19 protein-coding genes and 1 pseudogene are annotated in these 24,753 nt (G+C 72.4%); 10 read left to right on the forward strand and 10 right to left on the reverse strand.

Annotated features, from left to right (window positions below; translation table 11 throughout):
- Window positions 1–93: 93 nt before the first annotated feature.
- The 4 genes from recF to dnaA form a co-directional block, all read right to left on the reverse strand.
- Window positions 94–1,248 (reverse strand): DNA replication/repair protein RecF, encoded by a 1,155-nt coding sequence (gene recF / locus ACTIDRAF_RS0212055; RefSeq protein ID WP_016698996.1) that lies wholly within the window; start codon window positions 1,246–1,248, stop codon window positions 94–96.
- Window positions 1,249–1,297: 49 nt separating this feature from the next.
- A complete protein-coding gene (gene gnd, locus ACTIDRAF_RS0212060; protein ID WP_016698997.1) occupies window positions 1,298–2,215 on the reverse strand; it encodes a phosphogluconate dehydrogenase (NAD(+)-dependent, decarboxylating) in 918 nt (305 codons plus the stop codon).
- Window positions 2,216–2,387: 172 nt separating this feature from the next.
- Window positions 2,388–3,542: a DNA polymerase III subunit beta gene (gene dnaN / locus ACTIDRAF_RS0212065; RefSeq protein ID WP_016698998.1), complete on the reverse strand. Its 1,155-nt coding sequence runs from the start codon at window positions 3,540–3,542 to the stop codon at window positions 2,388–2,390.
- Between the two features lie 1,679 nt (window positions 3,543–5,221).
- The gene (gene dnaA / locus ACTIDRAF_RS0212070; protein WP_026066018.1) at window positions 5,222–7,012 is read right to left on the reverse strand and encodes a chromosomal replication initiator protein DnaA; all 1,791 of its coding nucleotides are present in this window, start codon (window positions 7,010–7,012) and stop codon (window positions 5,222–5,224) included.
- 665 nt (window positions 7,013–7,677) lie between these two features.
- On the opposite strand from dnaA, the gene rpmH reads away from it, so the two are divergent.
- The 9 genes from rpmH (at window position 7,678) to ACTIDRAF_RS0212115 (ending at window position 16,665) form a co-directional block, all read left to right on the forward strand.
- Window positions 7,678–7,815, forward strand: a complete 138-nt coding sequence (gene rpmH / locus ACTIDRAF_RS0212075; RefSeq protein WP_016699000.1) for a 50S ribosomal protein L34 — start codon at window positions 7,678–7,680, stop codon at window positions 7,813–7,815.
- Window positions 7,816–7,824: 9 nt separating this feature from the next.
- Window positions 7,825–8,403 (forward strand): ribonuclease P protein component, encoded by a 579-nt coding sequence (rnpA, locus tag ACTIDRAF_RS28490; RefSeq protein ID WP_016699001.1) that lies wholly within the window; start codon window positions 7,825–7,827, stop codon window positions 8,401–8,403.
- Window positions 8,400–8,720, forward strand: coding sequence for a membrane protein insertion efficiency factor YidD (gene yidD, locus ACTIDRAF_RS0212085; RefSeq protein ID WP_016699002.1), 321 nt, complete (start codon window positions 8,400–8,402; stop codon window positions 8,718–8,720). The genes rnpA and yidD overlap by 4 nt, the downstream gene beginning before the upstream one ends.
- Before the next feature lie 4 nt (window positions 8,721–8,724).
- The gene (yidC, locus tag ACTIDRAF_RS0212090) at window positions 8,725–9,720 is read left to right on the forward strand and encodes a membrane protein insertase YidC (protein WP_016699003.1); all 996 of its coding nucleotides are present in this window, start codon (window positions 8,725–8,727) and stop codon (window positions 9,718–9,720) included.
- A gap of 89 nt (window positions 9,721–9,809) precedes the next feature.
- On the forward strand, window positions 9,810–10,334 hold the full coding sequence (locus ACTIDRAF_RS0212095; protein WP_052168798.1) for a Jag family protein: 525 nt from the start codon (window positions 9,810–9,812) through the stop codon (window positions 10,332–10,334).
- Between the two features lie 2,916 nt (window positions 10,335–13,250).
- A complete protein-coding gene (locus ACTIDRAF_RS0212100; protein ID WP_039786968.1) occupies window positions 13,251–13,694 on the forward strand; it encodes an ASCH domain-containing protein in 444 nt (147 codons plus the stop codon).
- A 259-nt stretch (window positions 13,695–13,953) separates the two neighbouring features.
- Entirely contained in the window at window positions 13,954–14,709 is a 756-nt protein-coding gene (rsmG, locus tag ACTIDRAF_RS0212105) for a 16S rRNA (guanine(527)-N(7))-methyltransferase RsmG (RefSeq protein WP_083886254.1), read from the forward strand.
- A 58-nt stretch (window positions 14,710–14,767) separates the two neighbouring features.
- On the forward strand, window positions 14,768–15,667 hold the full coding sequence (locus ACTIDRAF_RS0212110; protein WP_026066020.1) for a ParA family protein: 900 nt from the start codon (window positions 14,768–14,770) through the stop codon (window positions 15,665–15,667).
- On the forward strand, window positions 15,664–16,665 hold the full coding sequence (locus ACTIDRAF_RS0212115) for a ParB/RepB/Spo0J family partition protein (RefSeq protein ID WP_016699008.1): 1,002 nt from the start codon (window positions 15,664–15,666) through the stop codon (window positions 16,663–16,665). The genes ACTIDRAF_RS0212110 and ACTIDRAF_RS0212115 overlap by 4 nt, the downstream gene beginning before the upstream one ends.
- Before the next feature lie 690 nt (window positions 16,666–17,355).
- Here ACTIDRAF_RS0212115 and ACTIDRAF_RS0212120 read toward each other — a convergent pair.
- Window positions 17,356–18,315 (reverse strand): D-alanine--D-alanine ligase family protein, encoded by a 960-nt coding sequence (locus tag ACTIDRAF_RS0212120; RefSeq protein ID WP_026066021.1) that lies wholly within the window; start codon window positions 18,313–18,315, stop codon window positions 17,356–17,358.
- A 360-nt stretch (window positions 18,316–18,675) separates the two neighbouring features.
- Entirely contained in the window at window positions 18,676–20,019 is a 1,344-nt protein-coding gene (locus ACTIDRAF_RS0212125; protein ID WP_016699010.1) for an aminotransferase-like domain-containing protein, read from the reverse strand.
- 367 nt (window positions 20,020–20,386) lie between these two features.
- Between ACTIDRAF_RS0212125 and ACTIDRAF_RS0212130 the strand changes: the two genes are divergently transcribed.
- Window positions 20,387–21,037 (forward strand): GNAT family N-acetyltransferase, encoded by a 651-nt coding sequence (locus ACTIDRAF_RS0212130; protein WP_026066022.1) that lies wholly within the window; start codon window positions 20,387–20,389, stop codon window positions 21,035–21,037.
- Between the two features lie 111 nt (window positions 21,038–21,148).
- Here the strand turns inward: ACTIDRAF_RS0212130 and ACTIDRAF_RS0212135 are convergent, their stop codons facing one another.
- The 4 genes and pseudogenes from ACTIDRAF_RS0212135 to ACTIDRAF_RS0212155 all read right to left on the reverse strand — a co-directional run.
- The gene (locus ACTIDRAF_RS0212135; RefSeq protein ID WP_016699012.1) at window positions 21,149–22,333 is read right to left on the reverse strand and encodes an N-acetylmuramoyl-L-alanine amidase; all 1,185 of its coding nucleotides are present in this window, start codon (window positions 22,331–22,333) and stop codon (window positions 21,149–21,151) included.
- Between the two features lie 380 nt (window positions 22,334–22,713).
- On the reverse strand, window positions 22,714–23,043 hold the full coding sequence (gene trxA, locus ACTIDRAF_RS0212145) for a thioredoxin (RefSeq protein ID WP_016699014.1): 330 nt from the start codon (window positions 23,041–23,043) through the stop codon (window positions 22,714–22,716).
- 77 nt (window positions 23,044–23,120) lie between these two features.
- Window positions 23,121–24,107, reverse strand: a complete 987-nt coding sequence (trxB, locus tag ACTIDRAF_RS0212150; RefSeq protein WP_016699015.1) for a thioredoxin-disulfide reductase — start codon at window positions 24,105–24,107, stop codon at window positions 23,121–23,123.
- A 200-nt stretch (window positions 24,108–24,307) separates the two neighbouring features.
- Window positions 24,308–24,753 (reverse strand): annotated as a pseudogene (locus tag ACTIDRAF_RS0212155) (hypothetical protein); the annotation flags it as partial.

Here is a 24,753-nt window from a genome sequence, read left to right on the forward strand (position 1 = left end):
CTGACCCTCGCCCGCCGTCACCGAGTTATCCACAGAATCCACAGGTTTATCCCCAGGTGCGCGTCGTGGGTCACCGTCGCCGACAGCCGGCGGTCAGTCACCGCGTCGTACCGTTCCGTCCCGCACCACGAACCGGCACCCGGACAGCTCGGCGGGGACGTCCTCCTCCACCGCCGCCGTGACCAGGACCTGCTCGGCCCGCCCGGCGACGGCCGCCAGCCGGCTCCTCCGCCGTTGGTCGAGTTCGGCGAAGACGTCGTCGAGGACCAGCACCGGCTCGCTCCCCTCGGTCCGCAGCAGATCGTAGGCGGCCAGACGGAGGGCGAGGGCGAAGGACCAGGACTCGCCGTGGCTGGCGTACCCGCGTGCGGGGAGGTCACCGATGGTGAGTTCGAGTTCGTCCCGGTGCGGGCCGACGAGGCACACCCCCCGGTCGAGCTCCTGGTCGCGCACCCGTCGGAGTTCCGCCAGCAGTGCCTCGGCGAGCAGCTCGGGGTCCGAGGGCCCCTGCCCGGCCCCCGCCACCCCGTCCGGCCCCGCCGAGTCCCGGTAGCGCACGGTGGCCACGCCGCCGGGAGCGAGCTCCTGGTAGGCGGCCGTCACCAACGGTGCGAGCTCGGCGACCAGGTCAAGACGCCCGGCCAACAGCTGGCCCCCGAAGCGGGCCAGGTGGTTGTCCCAGACCTCCAACGTCCCCAGCGCGGCGTCGTCGGACCGACCGCGCTGCCCCCGCCGCAGCCCCCCCGCCGTCTTGAGCAGGGCGCTGCGCTGCCGGAGCACCCGGTCGTAGTCGGCCCGGACGCCGGCGAAGCGGGGCGACCTGCTCGCCAGCAGCTCGTCGAGGAACCGGCGGCGCTCCCCCGGGTCACCCCGGACCAGGGACAGGTCCTCCGGACCGAAGAACACCGTGCGCAGGATCCCGAGGATGTCCCGGGGGCGCTTCACCGGTGCCCGGTTGACGCGGGCGCGATTGGTCCTGCCCGGCGTGATCTCGACGTCCAGCGCCAGCTGCCGTCCCTCGTTGACCACGGTCGCGCGGACGACCGCGCTGCTCGCGCCGTGCCGCACCAGGGGTGCGTCCCCGGCGACCCGGTGCGAGCCGAGAGTCGCCAGGTAACCGACCGCCTCGACCAGGTTCGTCTTCCCCTGGCCGTTGGCTCCGACGAGCACGTTCGGCCCGCGCCCGAACGTGAGTTCCGCGGTCGGCCACGACCGGAAATCGGTGACCTGGAGGTGACGGACGTGCACCGTGCGCTGGCTTCCTCGGTGTCGTGGCCGGGTGTTCGCCGGCCGGGGGTCAGTGTCCGTGCACGTCGCCCGCGCCGGAGGTGGGGCCGGCGTGGTGCACGGCGTGACCGCCGAACTGCTGGCGGAGGGCGGCCACGGCCCGCATCGCCGGCGAGTCGTCCTGCCGGGAGGCGAACCGGGCGAACAGCGCCGCCGACATCACCGGCGCGGGCACCGCGTTGTTGATGGCCTCCTCGATGGTCCAGCGCCCCTCGCCGGAGTCCTCGACGTAGCCGCGGAGGTTCTCCAGCTGGGGGTCCCGCTCGAGGGCCTGGACCATCAGGTCGAGCAACCAGGAGCGCACGACGGTTCCCCGGGTCCAGGCCCGCAGCACCTCGGGCACGTTCTCCACCTGCGGTGCGGCCGCCAACAGCTCGAAGCCCTCCGCGTAGGCCTGCATCAGGCCGTACTCGATGCCGTTGTGCACCATCTTCGCGTAGTGACCGGCCCCGACGCCCCCCGCATGGGCGAAGCCCTCCTCGCGGGGCCCCTCCGGTCGCAGCGCGTCGAACACGGGCATGGCGCGCTCGATGTCCTCGACGGCGCCGCCCGCCATCAGGCCGTAGCCCTCCTCCAGGCCCCACACACCGCCGGAGACGCCGCAGTCGACGTACCGCACGCCACGTTCGGCCAGGATCTCGGCGTTCCGCTGGTCGTCGCTGAAACGGGAGTTCCCGCCCTCGATCACCAGGTCGCCCTCGTCCAGCAGCTCGGCGAGCCGCGTGACGGTCTCCCTCGTGGGGTCGCCGGCGGGGACCATGACCCAGACCAGGCGGGGCGCGTCGAGCTGGTCCACCAGCTCCTCCAGGCTGGCGACGTCGCGGGCCTCGGCGGCGCGGTCGTAGCCCACCACGTCGTGGCCGGCCCGCCTGAGCCGTTCCCGCATGTTGAAGCCCATCTTGCCGAGACCGACCAGTCCGAGCTGCACGAGTACTCCCCCGTTTCCTGATGCTGCGGTTGGGGCGACATCGTCGCCGCCCTGACCTGTTCGGGTCAATCCGAAGGCGGGCCAGCGCACACCCGGCGGACACGTGTCCTTCGTCGCCCCGTCGGTGCTGGTCACCGCGTGCGGCGCGGTGACCTCACCCCGTGGGGCCGCCTCAGCCGGGCAGTCGGACCGGCATCAGCAGGTACAGGTAGCCGGGGAGGACCTGGCCCTCCTCACCGACGGGCTTGATCAGCGCGGGGCGGCTGGCCGCGGTGAAGGACAGGTGTGCTCGCTCGGTGCGCACGGCGCTCAGGCCGTCGAGCAGGTAGCCGGGGTTGAAGGCGATCGTCAGGGGCTCGCCCTGGAAGTCGAGCGGCAACTCCTCCTCGGCGCTGCCCTCGTCGTCACCCCCGGCGGAGAGCCGCAGGCTGGACTCGGTGAACTCGAGCCGCACCTGGGCGCCGCGCTCGGCGACCAGCGAGACGCGCTTGATGGCGTCGACCAGGGGCGCCACTCCGAGCACGGCGCTGGCGGTGTGCTCGCTGGGCAGCAGCTGGCGGTACTTGGGGAACTCGGCGTCGAGCAGCCTGCTGGTGGTGCGGCGTCCGTTGCCGGCAAGGCCGAGCAGACCGTCGCCGGAGGCGAGCGAGAGCTCCACGCGGTTCCCGGCGCCGCCGAGGGTCTTGGCGGCCTCGGCCAGGGTCCTGGCGGGCACGAGGACGGCGGTGCCGCTGGAGGCCTCGCTGGTGGGTTCCCAGGCGAACTCGCGGACCGCGAGCCGGAAGCGGTCGGTGGCGACCAGCGTGATGCGGTCTCCCTCGATCTCGACGCGCGTTCCGGTCAGCATCGGCAGGGTGTCGTCCTTGCCGGCGGCCACCGCGACCTGGGCGACGGCCTCCGAGAACACGTCGCCCGCGGCCGCCCCGGCCAGTTCGGGCATCGAGGGCAGCTGGGGGTAGTCCTCGGCGGGCATGGTGGGGAGGCTGAACCGGGAGTTGCCGCAGGTGATGGTGGCGCGTGAGCCGTCGATGGTGATGTCGACGGGCTGGTTGGGCAACGACTTGGTGATGTCCGCCAGGAGCCTGCCCGAGACGAGCGCCCGACCAGGGGTGACGACCGTGGCCGGCACCCCGACCTGCGCGGACACCTCGTAGTCGAAGCCCGAGACCGTCAGGGTCTGGTCCCCGTCGTCGTGCTCGGAGGTGGACTCGGAGCCGGTGTCGAGGAGCACGCCGCCGAGCACCGGGACCGGTGGGCGGGATGGGAGGCTCCGTGCGACCCAGGCAACGGCGTCTGCGAGACCGTCTCGTTCGACACGGATCTTCATCTGGCGTCCTTTCGGGCCGTTGCGATCATGACCGGTGCGCCGGGGATCGCGGTCCACCACGGGAGTCGACAGTCGGGCCGGATGCTGCTGGCGCTCGGAGCCAGGCCGGCGCTCGGAGCTCGAGCTGCTGGCGGTCGCGGCGCGGGACACCACCGTAGAGCCTGGCTCCCGGGCCCTGACGGCGGGGCTGCCCTTCCCGAGCTTTCTGAGGCTGTGCCGGAGCGGCTTGTCCCCACCCCCTGTTTTTCTTTTTTCTTCTCCCCCAGAGAGAAATGTAGTGCTCGTAGTAGGGGCTGTGGATTGTGTGGATAACCGCCGTTGTCCCTGCTGGCGCGGTGTGAGGGGGTGTGGACAACCTGTGGGTGGATCAGTGGATGAATATCTCTCACTGTGGATGAATCTTCTTCATCCACACTTTGTCCACAGGCGGGGCGAGTTGTCCACAGTTGCATCCCCAGATTCAGGGGGAGTTGTACCCAGGCCATGCACAGGGTGAAAGTGGCCTGGATCTCCCCCGATCGGGGCTGTGCACAGGTGTGCGGCCGCCGGATTTCTGCCACGGCACGCAGTCTCGGGCAGGGGACCGACAGAAACGGCGGGCGCCCTGGCGACCCCTCCCGCCGCCCTCGGCACCCCGGGATCGGCGGCTGACCGGCTCGAGGGAGACCGGGCTCGCCCTCGGCGCCCTCCCCGGCCCCAGCACGGGCGATCGACCAGGAGCGAACCACCGGGCGGGCCTGCCACCAGGTCCGCCGAGCGGGACGTCCTCGCCGCCCGGTGAGCCCCTGAACGGGGATGAAGGGTGCGGACGCGCGCTGCCCCGACGGGTCGCGGTGCGAGGAGGTCCGGCGACGTGACGACTGGCCGGAGCGGGGGAACCACCCCAGCCCCACCCGGCGGCCGACGAATCTCGGGAGAGCCGAGACGCGGGTTCCCCAGCCGCAGAAAACCAGCGCAAGGCGACCCCGGCGGTAGGGCCCCCGGTCGCCGCGTGCGGCCGCTCCACGTCCCGGGGCGACGGACGGCGGAGGTGCGGAACGGGCTCGAGGACCCGGAGCCGGGGCCCGCCCCCGGTGGGCGTTCGTGATCACCGTAGAGGCGGCGCGGGGAGCGGCGACGGGCGGGGGACCACACCGCCCACTCCGGCGCGCCACCTCGTCGCGGAGCACCGGCGCCCGGACCGTCACCGACGAATCTCGGGAGAGCCGAGACGCGGCCTCCCCAGCCGCAGAAAAACCGTGGACGACGGTCGGTCGCGGCCCACGCCGCGCGTGGTCGCCCCGGCCGGGCGGAGCCGGACGCGAGCGGGAGACGTACCTCCTCCCCGACCAGCCTAGAGCGGCGGCCGCCCGGCCTCGCGGCCGTCCCACCCCCTCGCCCACGTCCGGGAGACCGCCCCACCCGTCACGAGACCGCCCGCCGGGCGCGTCCCGAGGGCGGGGCGCCGCCGAATCCCGGGACGGCGCGTGAGGGGACGCGAGCGCGGCCCGGTTCGCCCCACGGCGCATCCCCACCCGGGCACCCCGGCTCCCACCGAATGCGGGACCCGTCCGAACGCGGCCTCCCCAGCCGCAGAAAACCTCCCCTGGGGCGCCAGTCCCCGCCCGGCGCAGCCGCCCGGGGACCAGCCGGAGAACGGCCCCACGAGCCGGGAAGGCGGCGGAGGACCGGGCCGGCGGTCAGCCCTGGGCCCGCGCGCGCTGCTTGATCCGGGAGGTCAGCTCCTGGACCTGGTCGTAGATCCGGCGCCGCTCCGCCATCTCCTTGCGGATCTTCTTGTCCGCGTACATCACCGTCGTGTGGTCGCGGCCACCGAAGATCTGCCCGATCTTCGGCAGGGAGAGGTCGGTCAACTCCCGGCACAGGTACATCGAGATCTGGCGGGCCTGGGCGAGCACCTTCATCTTCCCCGGCCCGCACAGGTCGTCCATGCTCACCTTGAAGAAGTCCGCCGTCACCGCCATGATCGTGGGGGCGGTGATCTCCGGCGCCTGGGAGTCCGGGATGAGGTCCCGCATGACGATCTCGGCCAGGTGCACGTCGACCGGTTGCCGGTTCAGCGAGGCGAACGCGGTCACCCGGATCAGCGCGCCCTCCAGCTCCCTGATGTTCCGCTCGATCCGGGCGGCGATGAACTCGAGCACCTCGGCCGGGGCGGCCAGCCGGTCCTGGGCGGCCTTCTTCCGCAGGATGGCGATCCTCGTCTCCAGCTCGGGCGGCTGGATGTCGGTGATCAGGCCCCACTCGAACCGGGTCCGCAGCCGGTCCTCGAGCGTCTCCAGCCGCTTCGGCGGCCGGTCGGACGAGACCACGATCTGCTTGTTCGAGTTGTGGAGGGTGTTGAAGGTGTGGAAGAACTCCTCCTGGGTACCCTCCTTGCCCTCCAGGAACTGCACGTCGTCCACGAGCAGCACGTCGACGTCCCGGTAGCGGCGCTGGAAGGCGACCTTGCGGTCGTCCCGCAGGGAGTTGATGAAGTCGTTCGTGAACTCCTCCGTCGAGACGTAGCGAACCCGCATTCCCGGGAAGAGGCGCTGGGCGTAGTGCCCGACCGCGTGGAGCAGGTGCGTCTTCCCGAGCCCGGACTCCCCCCAGATGAACAGGGGGTTGTAGGCACGGGCCGGTGCCTCGGCCACCGCCACGGCCGCGGCGTGCGCGAACCTGTTGGAGGCTCCGATGACGAAGGTGTCGAAGTTGTACTTGGCGTTCAACCGCGTCTGCGAACTCGGCGGTCCGTGCCGTGGCGCGGTGTAGGCCTCCGCACCCCCCTGCGGCAGACCCCCGACCTGGGGATGGCCGAGCTGGTCCGAGGGGAGCGCCGCCCCCACCGGGGGTGTCTGCGCCCTGACGTTGTGCCAGACCTCGTTCGCGGGGGCGGCGACCTGGCCGAGCACGTCGTCCTCCCCCTCCCGCTCGTCCTTGTCCTCGACGAGGCCGGGGTGGTCGCGGTCCACACCGCCGACCGAGCCCGGGTACCCGGGAGACGGCGGGTGAGCCGGACCGTGCCGCTCCCCGGGCTCCTCCGGGAGCGGCCCCACCTGGTCGTAGATCGAGGCCGACCGACCAGCGGGTTCGGTGTGCGACCCGGGGTGGCGGGGCCGGGAGTCGCCCGGGTAGCCGCCCATCGGCAGCACCGTGCCGAAGGGCGGGGTGGGTGCGGTCTCGTGGTGGGGGTGGTGCCCCTGCTGACCGGCGTCGGGCGCCGGGGCGATCACGTCGACCTTGACCGCCAGCGAGATGGGCCGCCCGAGGTGCCGGGACAACGCCTCGACGATGGGGTCGCGCAGCGCGCGCTCGATCGCGTCCTTCGCGAAGTCGCTGGGGGCGGCCAGCAGTGCGGTGCCGTCCAGCAACCCGATGGGGCGGACCACCCGCATCCAGGCGAGTTGGGCCCGTGAGAGGGTGCCGGAGGAGAGCTCCTCGAGCACCTGTTCCCACACGAGACCGAGATTGGCCTGGTGGTCCGACACCTGCGAGTTCCCCTCCCCACGCTGTCCCTGCTCCGTCACCGTCCAGCGACGCCGCCACCCCATGCCGAGCTCCTGTCGACCCGTGTTCGTTTGACTTGCGACGTCAGTGGTCAGCGGCGCGGACTGCCGGTCCCCAAGATATCCACATGGTTGTCCACAACTGTGCATGAAGGTACGACGGAACGCCGGAGCCCCTGTGCTTGGGTCCCGAGGTTCCGTGAACCTGCTTGGAAAGGCCTGTTCAGCGGGCGTCGGCCGCCGTGGCCGTCGGAGGTGAGGCACGCTAACAAGCAGCGGCCACCCGGAACAAGGCGGACAGCTCAGCAGGGTGAACCGGCGTTGCTGCTTGGTCTTGGCCCGGTGTGTCGGGCCCCCGCCACCGGGCGGTGGCCGATACGGTGGCCAATCCTCGTCCGCCCTCGACCGGGGCCCGAGCCTGGTGTGAGGAGGCGGTGTGGACCCGGCACCGGCCAGCGCGTAGTCTCATGCGGTCGGTCGTTCCCTGTCACGTACCCTGGGCTACTGTCGCCGTGCCCTGGCCTCTCGCCGGGACCGGGGACGCCAGGACGCCGAGGGTCGGGACGGAACGTGTGCCGGGTGGCCAGACACGCGGCACACGCGGAGATCACCGACCCAAGCTGTAGTGACTACCGGGAGACCTGACCGTGAGCAAGCGGACGTACCAGCCGAACAACCGTCGCCGGGCCAAGACCCACGGCTTCCGGCTGCGCATGCGCACCCGTGCCGGCCGTGCCATCCTCGCCGCCCGTCGCCGCAAGGGCCGCGACACGCTGTCGGCCTGACGGCAGGCCGTGCTACCGCCAGCCGCCCGCCTGACCAAGAGCCAGGACTTCGACCTGGTCGTCCGCCGGGGGCGGCGGGCGGGGCGACGCCGCGTCGTGCTGCACGCCCTGCGCGTGCCCGAGCTCGGCGTCGGAGCACGGGACACCGACAACGCGGGGGCGACGGTCCACGACACGACCCCGACTCCCCACCCCACCCGCGTCGAGCCCGCTCGTCGCTCGCGGCGGTCGAGCGGCGACCTCGGTCCGTCTCCGACACGGGTGGGTTTTGTCGTGAGCAAGGCTGTTGGCAACGCGGTGGTCCGCCACCAGGTCGCCCGCCGTCTCCGACACGTGGTGCGGGAACGCCTGGGCGCCATCCCGAGCGGGACGTCCCTCGTGGTGCGGGCGCTCCCCCCGTCGGCCACGGCCTCCAGCGGCGAACTCGCGGCGGACGTCGACCGGCTCCTGGCCCGGTTGGGGCTCGTCGACGACCGGAGCGCCTCCCGTCGGGGGACCGACGGGTCCTCGGCCGCCGGCCAGGCGTCATCCGCGTCACGCCACCTCGCCGAGGGCGGCGGGCCCACCTCCGGTGAGGACGAGGCATGAGTGAACCAGCGGGCACGGACCGCCGGCGAGGCGGAGTCGTCAGCCGGATCCTGCTACTCCCGGTGCACGGGTACCGGCGCTGGATCTCCCCCTACCTGCCGGCCACCTGCCGCTTCTACCCGACCTGCAGCGCCTACGCCGTGGAGGCGCTGACCGTTCACGGTGCGATCCGGGGGGCATGGCTGACCGTGCGCCGGCTGCTGCGCTGTGGACCCTGGCACCCTGGAGGCTTGGACCCCGTTCCCCCGCGTGACGCCGCGTCCTCGCGGTCCCGCGCCGGCGATTCCGGGCTCCCCGACACCCGCGCCGAGGAGTAGCTTCGTGCTCAACTTCATCTACTACCCCGTGTCAGCCATCATGTGGTTCTGGCACAAGGTCTTTGGGTTCATCATCAGCCCGGACAGCGGTATCGCGTGGGCGCTCTCGGTGGTGTTCCTGGTCTTCACCCTGCGGATCGTCCTGCTCAAGCCGGCCATCAGCTCCGTGCGGTCGATGCGCAAGATGCAGGAGTTCGCCCCGCAGATGCAGAAGTTGCGGGAGAAGTACGGCAACGATCGCCAGAAGCTGGCGATGGAGATGCAGAAGATCCAGTCCGAGCAGGGGGTCAACCCGCTCGGCGGCTGTCTGCCGATGCTCGTGCAGATCCCGGTCTTCCTCGGGCTCTTCCACGTGCTCCGCCAGTTCACCCCGGGCAAGACGGAGGTGTACGTCTTCGGCCAGGCCGAGGTCGAGTCCTTCATCAACGCCCGTCTCTTCGGCGCTCCGCTGTCCGGTTCCATCGCCGACCCGATGTTCGGCGTCGACCCGTGGACCATCGGCTTCGTCGCGGTGCCGTTGACGATCATCGCCAGCATCGCCACGCACCTCACCGCGCGCCACTCCGTGCAGCGGCAGGCGATGAACCCGAGCGTCGGGGCGAACCAGCAGCAGGCCCAGATCATGCAGAAGCTGATGCTCTGGGTGTTCCCGCTGTTCGTGCTCTTCGGCGGTCCGTTCTTCCCGATCGCGATCCTGCTGTACTGGCTCAGCAACAACACCTGGACCCTCGGGCAGCAGTACTTCATCTACCACCGGATCGACCGCGAGGAAGCGGAGAAGAAGGCGGCGGCGGCCGCGAAGGCGGAGCAGTCCCGCAAGGACCTCTCCCCCAAGCCCGGCCAGCGTCCGGCGAGGAAGAAGGGTTCGCAGTCCGGCCAGGCCCAGAACGGCCCGGCCCGGCCCACCTCTCCCGAGGCCTCGTCCAACGGCGCCGGGGACGCGGCGCGGAGCCGACCGGCCAGCGGCGGTGCCAAGAAGAAGAACAAGAAGCGTCGATGACCGAGCGCGGCCACGCGTCTCGCATGTCGTGAACCAAGTGAGAGGAGGCACCAGTGTCGGAAGCGGTGCGGGTGACCACCGGCGGTGACGTGGACACCGGGGGTGCCGAGGACACACCGAACGGAGCGTCGGCAATCCTGGAGGACGGCGAGGACCTGCTGGTCCGCGAGGGTGACATCGCTGGCGACTACCTGGAGCGGCTGCTCGACCTGCTCGACTTCGACGGGGACATCGATCTCGACGTGGACGGTGGCCGCGCCGTGGTGAGCATCGACGGCGGTGAAGACCTGAGCAAGCTGGTGGGTGCGCGGGGAGCCACCCTCGAGGCGCTCCAGGAGTTGACGAGGCTCGCGGTGCAGCAGAGCACCGGCGCGCGGAGCCGGCTCATGCTGGACGTCGCCGGGTGGCGCGCCGACCGGCGCGCCGAGCTGTCGGAGCTCGGCCGGACCACCGCCGAGCAGGTCAGCCAGACCGGGGACCCGGTGCGGTTGAACCCCATGACCCCCTTCGAGCGCAAGGTGGTGCACGACGCCGTCGCCGGGGTCGAGGGCGTCCGGAGCGAGAGCGAGGGCGAGGAGCCGAACCGGCGCGTCGTGGTGCTGCCCGGCGAGTAGGAGGAACTCCCTCGCGTCCGGCCCCCGGAAGGACGACGGTCTCCCGGGGGCGTCGCAACACGACTGACCAACTGGCTTCGGCCAGGTGCTGGGCCACACGCTCGGCTGGGGTCTTCTCCCCAGCCGAGCGTTTCGTGTGAGTGGGGGTGGAGCCGCACGGCGACGGCGTCCTGGCGCGCTCGCGGCGTGGACGGCGAGGCCGGGCGCGAGTGGTGGCGTGGCGGCCCGGGGGCGTTCTGCTCGCCGCGCACGGTGCGGCGGAGCGGGAGCGCGGGCGGTGTCCAGGGTGGCGACCCGCGCGCTGGCGCTCACCGCCGAGGCCGACGTCCCGTTCTCCGGCCCGTGCGCGCCTGCGGTTCCTGACCTCCTGGGATCGGACCGACCGGTGTCGCCGTGCCGACCGGGCCCTCCCGCTCGTCCTGGCAGTGCCGGTGGAGGCTGGCGGCCGGCACCCGGTCGGGCCGGGGCTCCTCCTCGGCGGTCGATGCGCGCGGACGGGCGGAGCACCGGAACTCGTCGGCGATCAGACCGGGACGACCCCGTCGCCGGGACAGGGGGCAAGGGGCCGGGCGCGTCTCCGACGAGCGGTGGTAGGACGGGGGCGGGTGCGCGGGGCCGGCCTCCGGTGCCGGGTCCCGCCGGGCGGCCGACCCGCCCACGCGGTGGTGGGTGCCGGACCACGGTCCTCGCCGTCCTCGCCAGGTGCGGCTCGCCGGCCTGGTCGCATCCGCGCGTGTGCGGTGGGAGGGGTGTTCAGGCCCTCGACGGCTGGCCCGGTTGGGAAGTTCGGCACCGGCCCCGGGTGCCGCTCCCGCCGTACCTCGACCCGACCACCGGAACCGGGCTCGCGCTTCGCTCGCAGGGGAGGCGCGGTGGGTCGCGGCGGTGACGCCGGCTCGGCCGGTCATCAGGGCCCGGGCCGGGTGGCGCTGGCTCGCGGGGTGAGGACGTCCTGGCGCTCGGACTCCGGGGCGCCCGCAACGGACACGGGAGACCGTCCTGCCGCGAGCGCGTGCGCGGCGGTGTCGGGCCGGGCGCTCAGCGGCGACCATGGCAGGAGGCGGTGGCCGGTTCTCCGGTCCCACCTCCGGTCCCGCCTCCGGCCGGTTGGTCATTGCGACGCCGAGAGCACTGTGGCGCCGCTCCGCAGTGCCGAGTGGCCACGGTGACACCACGGCGGGGCGGTGGAACCCGCATGCGATCGCGGGTGTTGGGCGGGTCGGCGGTGGGCGGCATGGCGCCGGGACGGTGATGAGGACCCGGCCGGTGGTGGAGTCGCCGCACCGCGCGGGCCGCCCCTCGTCGAGTGCTTGGCTGCCGGCGACCACCGTCTCCATCGGGGGCGCCGAGTCGTCGGCCGAGGCTCTTCGGTGGCAGCCGGTCTGGCCGTGGGGCGGCATGCGGTGGGCCAACTCCCGGGGACCACCGAACGGCCGAGTGCCGTTGCCCCGGGTTCCGCCGTTGCCCCGGGGCGATGTTTCACGTGGAACACGGCTGACTGCCGCTGCCCTGAGGCGAACCCGGTCGCGCGCCGGACGGACGCGGGATCGCGGTCTCCCGTGGGGAGGCGAGGCGTCCGGTCCCGTTCCGCCGCCCGGGGAGCGCCGGTTCACGGTGTGCCGGTGGGTGACCAGGAGCCGCGCCGCAGGGCCTGCCCTGGCCGCAGCCGGCGGCGTCCGGTCGGCCGTCGCGCGGAGTTCTGGTCGTTCCGGGCGGTGGCGTGGAGGAGGATCGCCTACACGGTGGGTGGCGTCGCAGGACGTCACGCCGCGACGCCGGGTCCCGGCTGGTACCGCTCGCCCGTCGAGGCCGGTGCGCGGGTTCGGTTGCCACCGCCAGGGAAGTGCGGTGCTTCCGCCAGCTGGGGGCCCGGGAGCGACGACGCGGGTGGTGGCTGGCCGGCTGAGGGTTGGCGCGGCTGCGGGGAGGCGCCAGCCCTCCACCGGCCGCACGTCGATGAAGGGGCGGTGGTGGTCGAGGTGGGCGGGAGACGCGGGAGACCTCCGCCGGCCCCGCCGCAGGGGCGGCGTTTCACGTGAAACATGAGCAGCGGGCTCATCACGCGTCCGCGCCGGTCCCCGGGGCGCCGCACGGTGGGTGGCCGACCGGAGCGCGCTGGCCGGGCATGGCTCCCGACGAACACGTGATGGCGGCGCGGCGCGCCCCCAGTTCCCGTGTCCTTCCGGTGGGGAGGTCGCCGTGCCAGCACGTGCCCGACGAGGTGGTCCGGGCCCTGGCAGTGAGCCGGGCCCGCTCCGCCGAGGAGTGCCCCGCTGCTCCGGCCCCGCTGACCCCGCGCCGGGGCGAGGTGTGTCGACGGACGTCTGGCTGCCTGAACCGACAGGTGCGGGAGTTCCGGCGCTGACCCGTCGTGCGGCACCAGGACGGGCGCGGGCGGAGGTAGCCGGGCAACGTGGAGGGAGCGGGTGCCACCGCTGAGCGAAGCGGCTTCGTCGACGAGCGGCGGTCGGTTCCGGGTCCCGGGGTGTCGTCGGGACCGGGGTGCCCGGAGCGGGTATGCCGGACCGCCTGCGGGACCCGGGTAGTGGTGAGCCGGGGACGGGCGGCGGGCGGATCCCCCTGGCGCCCGGCCGGCTCGCCGGTGTGCGGTCGAGGTCGCGCACCTGGTGGTCGGCTTTCGCCGCTGGTTGTCCGGCGGGTTGCCAGGCGCGCGGGACGGGGCCGCCCGGCGGGCGATGTGGACGCCGGGTGAGCGAGCCCCTGGCCCCGGCGGGGAGGCGGAGGTGCCCGCGCCCGGTCGAGCGGGAGGACGGCGGCCTCATCCCACCGCATCGGTGCGGGGCCCGCGACCGGGTGGGGGCTCGACGCTCCTCGCGTCCTTCCTTCGAGGAGTGGACCGGGGATGTGACCCGGTGGTCGTTCCCGAGAGATCGAGTTGCCGGTAGCGTGCTGACCATGCCGTCCTCGGGTCTCCCGGTCGTCGAGTTCGCCTTCCCCGGGCCGCTGCGCGACCGGCTGGTCGCCGCGGTGCTCTCGGGCGCCAAGACCTCGACGTCCTCCTTGCTCATCGAGTACGAGAGCGAGGGGGTGGCCCTTCCCGTGCCGGGTGCTCGATCCGTTGTCGTCGATTCGGGTGGACGCCCCGTCGCGGTGATCGAGACCGGTGAGGTCCGGGTGGTGCGGTTGGACGAGGTTGATCTCTCCCATGCCCGCGCCGAGGGGGAGGGCTACGACTCGGTGTCGGCTTGGCGGGCCGGCCATGAGGAGTTCTGGTGCGGTGCGGACTTCCGCGCCGCTGTCGGCGACCCGACGTTCACACCCTCGGACGGGTCGCCGGTGGTTCTCGAGAGGTTCCGGGTCGTCGAGGTGTACTCCGTCGCGGACGAGACGTCACGGTGACGGAATTCGGAACGGTAGGGGCCCCCGAGCGTCGTGAGGCGTGCCGCCGAACGGTGGTGTGGTGGAGGTGCGGAGGGGTCGATGGGGAGTGGTGGGATCAGCGCTCCCACCGCCGGCCGTGGTGGCACGGCGACGAGGTCGGCCCGCGAGGCGCGTTCCGACTACCCGGCCAGGTGCCCATGTTTCACGTGAAACGTGGCGGGCCGCGCCGTAGATTGAGCAAGCAGTCGATGTTCCACGTGAAACCGGAAAGTGTGTGATGACAGAACGGCAGCCATCCCCGGCGGACGAGGTCGGACGAGGCGCGGATGACGTGGTGCCGCCCTCCTCCGCCCCGGAGGAGGAGCCGCCCGCCGCCGCTGACCTCTTCGGTGACCACCTCCCCCGCGCCCGCCGGCTGGTCGATCTCCTCGTGGAGCACGGTGAACGACGCGGCCTGGTGGGTCCCCGGGAGCTGGGGCGGCTCTGGAGCCGCCACGTGCTGAACTCGGCGGTGGTCCAGGAGCTCGTGCCCGCCGGGAGCCGCGTGGTCGACGTCGGTTCCGGTGCTGGCCTGCCCGGTCTCCCGCTCGCGATCGCCCGCCCGGACATCCGGATGACCCTGCTCGAACCGATGGCTCGACGGGTGGCCTGGCTCGAGGAGGCGGTGGAGCTCCTGGGGTTGGACGTGGCGGTGGTGCGCGGACGAGCGGAGGAACGCCAGGTGCGTGCCGAGCTCGGCGGAGCGGACGTGGTCACCGCCCGCGCGGTCGCTCCGCTCGCGAGGCTCGGCGCCTGGTGCCTGCCGCTGCTGCGTCCTGGTGGACAGCTGTTGGCGCTCAAGGGCGCGTTCGCTGAGGAGGAGGTCGAACGCGACACCGCAGCGCTGTCCAGGGCTGGGGGGTCCCGGCCCCGCGTGGTGCGGTGCGGTGCGGAGTCGTTGGCGGAACCGACGACCGTGGTGGTCGTGGAACGAGGACAGGCCGCGCCCTCGTCGCGGCGTGCCCCGGCGCGCGGCCGGCGGACCGGCAGGTGACGCTCCCGGATCGGGAACAAGCGATGTTTCACGTGAAACCGTGGAGGTGGGCAGGTCTGTGAGTTACGAGAAAGGGCAGTTGGACGTGGAGTGGACGCCGATCGAGCAAGAGGCCGCGCGCGCCACGAAGGTGCTGCACCCCACCGAGACGCTGCCGGTTCCGGCGCAGCGCCGGATCGTCGCGGTGGCCAACCAGAAGGGCGGGGTCGGCAAGACCACCAGCACCGTGAACATCGCCGCGGCGCTCGCGTTGCGCGGTCTGAAGGTCCTGGTGATCGACCTGGATCCCCAGGGGAACGCGAGTACGGCGCTGGGGGTGGACCACCACTCGAACACCCCCTCGGTCTACGAGGTGCTGCTCGGGGAGATCAGCATCGCTGACGCCGCCGCGGTCAGCACCCAGTCGGACAACCTGGTCTGCATCCCCGCGACCATCGACCTGGCCGGTTCGGAGATCGAACTGGTGTCGATGGCGGCGCGGGAGACCCGGCTCAAGGAGGCCCTGTCCACCGAGGCGCTCGACCACCTCCAGGCCGACTACGTCTTCATCGACTGCCCGCCGTCGCTGGGCCTGCTCACGGTGAACGCGCTCGTCGCGGCGCAGGAGGTGCTGATCCCCATCCAGTGCGAGTACTACGCGCTGGAAGGGCTCGGGCAGCTCCTGAACAACATCGAGCTGGTGAAGGCGCACCTGAACCCCTCGCTCCGCGTCTCCACCATCCTGCTCACGATGTACGACGGCCGCACCAAGCTCGCCGATCAGGTGACGAGCGAGGTCCGGGGCCACTTCGGCGACCTGGTGCTGCGTACCGTCATCCCACGGAGCGTGAAGGTGTCGGAGGCGCCTGGCTACGGGCAGACGGTGTTGGCCTACGACCCGGGTTCACGGGGTGCGATGAGTTACCTGGACGCCGCGCGGGAGATGGCGGTCCGGGGTGCGAACGGGGAGACAGGATGAAGGACCGGAAGGGCGGACTCGGACGAGGCCTCGCCGCGTTGATCCCGAGTGGTCCGGCGGTGGCGGAGCAGAGCGCGTCGGTCGCGGCGCCGTCGGCACCTCGGCCCGGGGTGGTCGGAACGGTGCCGGCCGCACCTCCCCGGTGGTCCGCCGGCGAGGGTTCGGGCGGGGTGGAGCCCGAGGTGGCCGGGGCCATTTATCGCGAGGTCCCCATCGGCGACATCCGTCCGAACCCGAAGCAGCCGAGGCAGGTCTTCGACGAGGAGGCGCTGTCCGAGTTGGAGCACTCGATCCGCGAGTTCGGGTTGATGCAGCCCATCGTGCTGCGTGAGCTCGGCCGCGGCGAGTACGAGCTCGTGATGGGTGAGCGCCGGTGGCGGGCTTCGCAGCGGGCCGGGCTGGAGACCATCCCGGCGATCGTGCGGCGGACGGCGGACGACGCCATGCTGCGGGACGCGCTGCTGGAGAACATCCACCGGGTGCAGCTCAACCCGTTGGAGGAGGCGGCCGCGTACCAGCAGCTGTTGGAGGAGTTCGACGTCACGCACGAGGAACTCGCCGCCCGGCTCGGCCGCAGCCGCCCGGTGATCACCAACACCATCCGGTTGCTCCGGCTGCCGCTCCCGGTGCAGCGGCGGGTGGCGGCGAACGTGCTGTCCGCCGGGCACGCGCGGGCTCTGCTCTCCCTGGAGGACCCGGGAGGTCAGGAGGAGCTCGCGAGCCGGATCGTCGCCGAGGGGTTGTCCGTTCGGGCGACGGAGGAGGCGGCGACGCTCGCCCGCCGTGCGACTCCCCCGAAGCCCAAACCGGCGGCTCCGCGCGCAGAACCCCCCCTGGAACTGGAAGCGGTGGCGGACCGGCTGGCGGACGTGTTCGACACCCGTGTGAAGGTGGACATGGGGCGTCGCAAGGGGCGCATCGTCGTGGAGTTCGGCTCGGTGGACGATCTGGAGCGCATCGTGCGACTGATCACGACAAACAGGACGAACGGGTCCTGATCGTCCCGTCGAGGAACCATGCCACCGTGTTGCGTCACGGTGACGAAACGGCGGAGGTCGCTACCGGCCTCCGCCGCCCTCGCCCCGCCCGGTGTGAGTGCTCCTGGCGAGCACGAGTGCTGATGTCCCGCCGGTCGGTGTGGTCGAGGGATCCCGGGCCGGCCGTTCCTCCTCGCGGGCTGGCGAGGAGCGGCACCACCTCCGCTCCCCCGCCGAAGCTCCGCGCCGCCCCCGGCTAGGCCTCCCGCCGCCGCACGTCCAACACGGACGGGGACGAGCCAGGACCCCGCCAGTCCTGGCGGGGGCGCTGCGGGGCGGAACCGGAGCCGTGCGGACGAGCGGGCCTCCTCCGCACGCCAGGACGGCGGCCGGCCGCCACGCCCCCGCGACAACCACCCCGGTGGCAGCGCCCCGGCGCCTTTCCGTACGCGGGTCCCGGGGTGGAGCGGAGCCGGTGGTGCTCACCGTTCCCGGACGGACCGCAGGGGCGGGACGGGAACCGCTCCCCCGGCCCCCGCTTCCGACCACCGACGAGTTCCACGGGGACCCAGGCGGCCGGAGCCGGGGCCCAGACCGGCGACGAGCGTTTGTGGAGCGGAGGAGGAACACCGGGCGTGGCCGAGCGGAGGTCGACGGTGCGGACGACCGGCCCGGCCCCGACCGCGTGCGCTGCGCGGGAGCCGCGAGGGTTCAGAGGACGCGGCCACCTCTGGCCACGGCGCGTTCTACCAAGCCGGCGAAGACGTCACCGAGCGAGCGACCGGCCGCGTCGGCCGCCATCGGGAGCAGGGAGGTCTCGGTGAGGCCCGGTGAGACGTTGACCTCGAGGAAGTGCACGTTGCCGTCCTCCGTCACCACCGCGTCGGTCCGCGAGACATCCCGGAGCCCGAGCAGTTGGTGAGCGGCGACGGCCAGCTCCGCCACCTTCCGAGCCGAACCGGCGTCCAGCCGGGCCGGGGTGTGGAACTCCGTCAACCCCGCCGTGTACCGGGACGCGTAGTCGTAGAACCCGCTCGCCGGTTCGATCTCCACGGCGGGGAGCGCGGTTGGGCCCTCCGGCCCCTCGATGACGCTGACGGCCACCTCGACGCCCTCGACGTAGCGCTCGATCAGCACGCTGTCCGAGTACGACAGCACCCCGACCATCGCGGCGGGCAGTTCGTCGGCCTCGGTGACCAGCCTGGCTCCCAGGGCGGAACCGCCCTGGTCGGGCTTCAACACCAGCGGGAGGCCGAACCGGGTGACGACCGCGTCCAACACCGCCCGCGCACCCAGCGTGCGGAAGGTGCTGTGCGGCAGCGACACCCAGTCCGGTGTGGCGTGCCCCGCCCGGAGGATCTCGGTCTTGGCCGTGGGCTTGTCCCAGGCGCGTCGGCACCAGCGGGAGTCGGTGCCGACGAAGGGCACCCCGGCCAGCTCCAGCACCGACTGGAAGGCTCCGTTCTCGCCCTCCCCGCCGTGGAGAGCGAGCACCACCGCGTCGGGACGGTGCCGGCGCAGGCGGCCGAGGAGCTCACCGTCGGCATCCCACTCCTCCACGGTCAACCCCGCCGTCCGCAGCGCGGCGGACAGGCGACGGCCGGAACGCAGGGAGACGTCCCGCTCGTGGGACAGGCCTCCGGACAGCACGGCGACCCAGCGATCTGACACGCCAGCAACTCCTCGTCTCAGGGCGGAACGTCGACTGGCTGCACACCTTAGTTCGACGCCTCGGGGGTTCCCGCGCGGGCGGCGTCCGCCTCCGGGGCGGGGCTCTGCCGGCGCACGTGCGGTGGCCGCCCGACCACGCGGCGTGCGTCAGGTGGTACACGTCCTCCGACCGCCCCTCGGCCTAGCTCCGGCGCCCGCCGAGCCACACCACCTGCCTGTCACGCGGGTGGACCTCGCCACCAGTCCAGACCGGCGCGTTCCGGCGCGTTCCGGCGCGTCCGACCCGGATCGACCCGCCAGTCGGCGGCCGCCGCCAGGCGCCCGAACGCCGCCGGTAGGCGCGCCGAGGGTGTGCGCCCGTCAGGCCGTGTCCGGGGACGGCGCCTGCGGGCCGCCGAGGGTGGGAGGACGGACGGTGCCGAAGGTGTTCAGCAGCTCGAGCTCGTCCTGCAGCACGCCACCCAGCCGCCGCACCCCTTCTCGGATCCGGTCCGGGGTGGGGTAGCAGAAGGACAACCGCATCTGGCGGCTGCCGGAGCCGTTGGCGTGGAAGGCGGTGCCCGAGACGTAGGCCACCCGCTTGGTGATCGCCCTGGGCAGCATCGCCTTCGTGTCCACCCCTTCGGGGGCGGTCAGCCACACGTAGAAGCCGCCGTCCGGGCGGGTCCACTCGCACCCGGCGGGCATGTGCTGCTCCAGGGAGCCCAGCATCGCGTCCCGCCGTTCCCGGTACACCTCCCGGTAGGACTTGATCTGGCCCTTCCAGTCGTGGGTGGCCAGGTAGCGGGACACCAGCAGCTGGTTGAAGGTGGGCGGGCAGAGCGTGGCCGACTCGGAGGCGAGCACGAGCTTCTCCCGGACGGCGTGCGGGGCCAGCGCCCAGCCGACCCGCAGACCGGAAGCGAAGATCTTCGAGAAGGAGCCGAGGTAGATGACGTTGTCGGGGTCATCGGCCCGCAGCGCCGGGTAGATCTGGTTGTCGAAGCCCAGCAGACCGTAGGGGTTGTCCTCGATGACGAGGACACCGTGGCGGGCGCAGATGTCCAACACCTCGGCGCGTCGTCGCACCGCGAGCGTCACGCCGCCCGGGTTGTGGAAGTTGGGGATCGTGTACAGGAACTTGACCCGTTTGCCAGCCCGTTCCGCCGCCTCCAACGCGTCGCGCAGGTCGTCCGGGACCAGTCCTTCGTCGTCCATCGAGACGTGGACCACCTCGGCCTGGTAGGCGGCGAAGCTGCCCAGCGCTCCGACGTAGGACGGGGCCTCGGCGATGATGACGTCGCCGGGGTCGCAGAAGATCCGGGTGACGGTGTCCAGCGCCATCTGTGAGCCGACCGTCACGACCACGTCATCGGGGTGCGCTGAGATGCCCTCCAGCGCCATCACCTCGACGATCTGCTCCCGGAGCTCCGGGACGCCGTGGGCGGACCCGTACTGGAGTGCGGTCTGCCCGTCGGCCGTGACCAGTCTCGCCACCTCGGCCGCCAGCGACTCCATCGGCAGCGCGGCCAGGTTGGGCATCCCCCCGGCCAGCGACACCACCTCGGGCCGGCTCGCGACGGAGAACAACGCGCGGATCTCGGACGCGGTCATACCGGCGGTGCGCTCCGCGTAGCGGTCCAGGTGCGGGTCGAGGCTGCGCTGCGCGCGCGCCCCCTGCGGCTGGCCCCCGCGTAGCACGGGTGGCAGTTCCGGGCTCTCCATGCCGCCTCCGATGGTCGGCCTCAGTGCCTGAGGTTCGGGCTGTCGCCCGAGTTGTGGCGTCCCACCGGTCGGCTCGGCCGGACGCGCGGGACCCGCGTGACGAGGTCCCCTCCTGATTAGCGGTACGGCAGCGGTGTCCGTTACCTGGCCCGAGTGTAACGACCCACCGCCGAACGGAAGCGGGATCGCACCGCCGACAGGCCCAGGGGCCGCTGGCGGACGGGCACCGGAGGCCACCTATCCTCGGTAGGAGGGCCAGCGCACCTCCGTGGTCCGGTCGACCGCCCGGCGAGGATCCGCCGGCCGCCGGTCGACGTGCCGCCGTGGAGCGTCGCGGCGGGTCATGGGCATCGCGCGGGGAGGTCATGTGTCTCGGAGCGTGGTAGGGATCACGCTGGACAATCTGCACGAGCTTCCGGCGAAGTGCAGGCGGTGCGTGTTCTGGGAGCTGGCTCCGCACCTGCGCGAGGAGGCCGAGGAGCTCGGCCAGACCGAGTTCGAGAAGGAGGCCTGGGTCTCCAGCGTGCTGTTGGAGTGGGGCTCCTGCGGGCGGATCGCGCACGTCGAGGGGGTTCCGGCTGGGTTCGTCCTCTACGCCCCGCCCTCGGCGGTGCCCAGGACGGCCATGTTCCCCAGTGGCCCGGTCAGCCCGGACGCGGTACTGCTCACCACCGTGAAGGTGCTCCCCGAGTTCGCGGGGAACGGCCTCGGGCGCATGCTGGCCCAGGCCGTGGTCCGGGACCTCACGCGACGTGGGGTGAAGGCCGTGGAGGCGTTCGGCAACGCCCTGCCCGACAACCAGGCCGGTTGCGTCGTTCCGGCGGACTTCCTGCGTTCGGTCGGCTTCAAGACCGTGCGTCCACATCCCCGCTGGCCGAGGTTGCGGTTGGAGCTGAGGTCCGCGTTCTCCTGGCAGGCCGATGTCGAGGCGGCCCTGGAACGGCTCCTGGACTCCGTCACCGTCACCACCGCCGGTGTGGGCCCGGCCGGGGTGGACGCCGGCTCCGCGGGCCGCTGAGCCGGCGGAGGGAACCCCTCGACGGGGGTGGCGCTGGTGGCCCGGTCCCCGCACCGGGCTGAACGTTTCCCGCCGGCGCACCGGTCGACCCGGGGCCGGCGGGAAACGCGTTCAGTCGATCTTGGCGAGCTCGTGGCGGAGCAGGTCGTCGAAGGTGAAGGTGCCGGTGGGCTGGTCGTTCTTGCCCAGCAGGTAGTGGCGTTTCACGGCGACCAGGATGCGTTCGGCGACGATGTCGCGGAAGTTGGGGTCGAGGAGTCGAGCCCGGTCCTCGGGGTTGGTGAGGTAGCCCACCTCCACACGGACGGCGGGCATCCGGGTCAGGCGGAGGACCTCCCAGGTCTTCCGGTGGGCGCCGCAGTCGACCATCCCCGTCTTCGCCGACACCTCCCGCTGGATGTAGCCGGCCAGGGCCTCCCCGACGGTCGAGGTGGTGCCGTTACCGGTCCCGGTGCCGAAGTGGAAGGAGGCGATGCCCTGGGCGCGGGGGGAGGAGTTCGCGTCGACGTGCAGGGAGAGGAAGAGCTCCGCTCCGGCGTCGTTGGCGAAGGCCGCGCGGTCGGACTCCTGCGGGCAGGAGTCGGGACCCCTGGTGAGCAGGGCCTCCATGCCGGTGGCGACCATGCGCCCCTCGAGCCGGCGGGCCAGGTCCCACACCAGGTCCGCCTCGGAGGCGCCGTCGACGCAGATGCCCCGGTCCGCCCCGCCGTGGCCGGGGTCGAGGACGATGCGTTTGCCCCGCAGCAGCGGACCGGCGGTGCGCACCCGCTCCTGCTCCCGGAGGAACACGGGCCGGCCACCCCGGACCTTGGGGGTCAGCTGCCGCAGCGCGCGCAGGGTCTCCGGGCCGCACACGCCGTCGGCGACCAGGCCGTAGTCCCGTTGGAAGCCGCGCAGGGCCTGTTCGGTCTGCCCGCCGAAGATGCCGTTCGCCCGGCCGGCGTCGTAGCCGAGTTCCAACAGCCGCTCCTGGAGCGCCACGACGTCGTCGCCGGTCGTGGGCTGCGTCACCAGGTAGGCCAGGGGCCGGTCGCCCAGCCGCCAGCGCGCGTCCCGGAGCGCGCGGTAGGTCGCCGGTCCGACGATGCCGTCGGTGATCAGACCGCGCTGCTGCTGGAACACCCGGACGGCGTGCTCCACGACGGCGTCGTAGACGTGCTCCTCCCGCCGCCCGTCGGCGTGCTGGCCGCCGCCGGCAGGGGCGCCCTCGCCCTCGGGTAGTAGTCCCTGGGCTGCGAGATTGGCCTTGATCTCGGCGACGGCCGGACCGAAGTCACCGCGGTGGAGCAGTTGCATGTACTCCTCGCTCGACTAGAGGCGCCGAAGTCGTTCGGCGCGGAGGCGGACAACTTATTGTGCCCTGTCGGCCACGGGTCGACATGTCGGGCCGTCACTCTCCCGGGTGCCCCCGCTCGCGGTGTTGATCTTCCAGGGCGGTGCTGCGGTGCTGTCGTTCGACGGGGAGGGGTTGGCCCGACGTGGGCTGTCGTGCTGGCTCCGGATCGCATCCGGCGGCGTCACGTCGGGGACGGACCCGGAGTCGGCCGGGGTTGCGTGCCCGAGCGTTCACGGCCGCGCGGGGCGGCCCCGGTCGGACCCGTGAGGCAGGCTACCCGAACACGGAGGGGGATCGGCGCCAGGCACCGATCCCCCTGCGAGCGCGGCGGACGAGGCGGTCAGGACAGGTAGTCCGACAGCTCCTTGACCAGGGCGGCCTTCGGCTTGGCCCCGATGATCTCCTTGACCTTCTCGCCGTTCTTGAACAGCATCAGGGTCGGCAGGGACATGACCTTGTAGTCACGGCCCGTCTGCGGGTTCGAGTCGAAGTCGATCTTGGCGATCGTGATCTTCTCGGAGTACTCCGCCGCGATCTCCTCCAGCACCGGGGCGACCATCTTGCACGGCCCGCACCAGGAGGCCCAGAAGTCGACGAGAACGGGCTTCTCGCTGGTCAGGACCGTGTCGGCGAACGTCTTGTCGGTGACCTCGATGGTGTTGCCGGCCATAGTCGTCTCTCCTTGTCGCTACGTGTCCGCCGGTGGAGTCCGTCCCCACCGGCCTCGAAGTGCCTGGGGCCGGTGGGTCAGCTGACCGGGACGGCGTCCTCGCCCGGGCCGTAACCGCCGCCGACGTGCTCGGCGGTCGGCTCGTACGCCGCCAGCCAGCGTTCCGCGTCGATCGCGGCGGAACACCCCGACCCGGCGGCGGTGATGGCCTGCCGGTAGGTGTTGTCGACGAGGTCACCGGCGGCGAAGACTCCGTCGAGCCCGGTGCGGGTGCTCGGGTGCTCCACCCGCACGTAACCCTCGTCGTCCAGCTCCACCTGGCCCCGGACCAGCTCGCTGCGCGGGTCGTGGCCGATCGCCACGAACATCGCCGTGACGTCCAGCGTCGAGTCCTCACCCGTCCTGGTGTCGGTCACGCGCAGCCCGCTGACGGTGTCCTCCCCCAGCACCTCGCTGACGACGGCGTTGGTCAGGAAGCGGATCTTCTCGTTCTCCTCGGCGCGGCGGAGCATGATCCGCGAGGCCCGGAACTCCTCGCGGCGGTGGATGATCGTGACGCTGCGGGCGAAGCGGGTGAGGAAGGTCGCCTCCTCCATCGCCGAGTCCCCGCCGCCGACGACGGCGATGTCCTGGTCGCGGAAGAAGAACCCGTCGCAGGTGGCGCAGGAGGACACGCCGCGTCCCAGCAGCCGCTCCTCGCCCGGGACGTCCAGGTAGCGGGGCGCCGCGCCCATCGCCAGGACCACCGCGCGTGACCGGTAGGTGTTCCCGTTGACCTCGACCGTCTTCACCGGCCCCGAGAGGTCGACGGCCTCCACGTCCTCGGCGCGCAGCTCCGCGCCGAAGCGGGTGGCCTGCTGGCGCATCTGCTCCATCAGGTCCGGGCCCATGATGCCCTCGCGGAAGCCCGGGTAGTTCTCCACCTCGGTGGTCGTCATGAGGGCGCCACCGAACTGGGTTCCCTCGAAGACCAGCGGGTTCAGTTGCGCCCGCGCCGCGTACACGGCCGCGGTGTAGCCGGCGGGGCCGGAACCGACGATGATGAGGTTGCGGACTTCGGACAAGTTGACGCCTCCACCGACTCGCTTGCGGGATCACGCTGTGCTGTCGGCCGACCTGGCATCGCCACACCGACATCGAGCTGTAACGCGATCCTAGGCGTGGGTGTTCCCGCCGTGGTCCAGCATGTGGTGAGGGCGACGGCGGCGCCCGGCCGGTGCGGGGGCCCGGCCCGCACCGTTCCGCGCTCCCGGTGGTCGTGGTCTTAGTTGATCTCGGTCTGGGTGAGCAGGCCGGGCGAGTCCGGGCCGCAGTCGAAGGAGACGATCACGACGCGGAAGCTGCCGAAGTCGCCGCCGCTCATGACGACCATCACCGCCGGTTCGTCCTGGTAGTCCACCGAGAGCGACCCCAGGACGGCGGCGTCCGGGACCCCGCTCGCCCGGAGGCAGGCCGTGAGCGCGGCCTCGTCGCCGAACGGACCGTAGTCCTCGGCGTTCATCGCGGCCCCGTAGTTGGCCTGGATGTCCTCGGGGCCGGTCAGGGCGAGAGGGCCCGCTCCAGGCGAGGCGCCGGTCTCCGTCGGGAACGGGGTCGTGGTGGTGGCTGGCGGCTGTGCCATCGGTGTGCCGTCCTCCAGCGAGCGCCCGGGCAGTCCGAACGCGACGACCGCCGCGACCGCTGCGGCGGCGAGGAGCCCCGACCCCCAGC

Origin of the sequence: Actinoalloteichus spitiensis RMV-1378 (assembly GCF_000239155.1) — a bacterium.
In the GTDB taxonomy this organism is placed as follows: domain Bacteria; phylum Actinomycetota; class Actinomycetes; order Mycobacteriales; family Pseudonocardiaceae; genus Actinoalloteichus_B; species Actinoalloteichus_B spitiensis.

Coding starts and splice junctions, on each gene's coding strand:
- ACTIDRAF_RS0212100 (WP_039786968.1), top strand. CDS start 13,251: ATGCCGTCCTCGGGTCTCCCGGTCGTCGAGTTCGCCTTCCCCGGGCCG.
- yidD (WP_016699002.1), top strand. CDS start 8,400: ATGAGTGAACCAGCGGGCACGGACCGCCGGCGAGGCGGAGTCGTCAGC.
- ACTIDRAF_RS0212135 (WP_016699012.1), bottom strand. CDS start 22,333: ATGCAACTGCTCCACCGCGGTGACTTCGGTCCGGCCGTCGCCGAGATC.
- trxA (WP_016699014.1), bottom strand. CDS start 23,043: ATGGCCGGCAACACCATCGAGGTCACCGACAAGACGTTCGCCGACACG.
- ACTIDRAF_RS0212115 (WP_016699008.1), top strand. CDS start 15,664: ATGAAGGACCGGAAGGGCGGACTCGGACGAGGCCTCGCCGCGTTGATC.
- ACTIDRAF_RS0212125 (WP_016699010.1), bottom strand. CDS start 20,019: ATGGAGAGCCCGGAACTGCCACCCGTGCTACGCGGGGGCCAGCCGCAG.
- rsmG (WP_083886254.1), top strand. CDS start 13,954: ATGACAGAACGGCAGCCATCCCCGGCGGACGAGGTCGGACGAGGCGCG.
- dnaN (WP_016698998.1), bottom strand. CDS start 3,542: ATGAAGATCCGTGTCGAACGAGACGGTCTCGCAGACGCCGTTGCCTGG.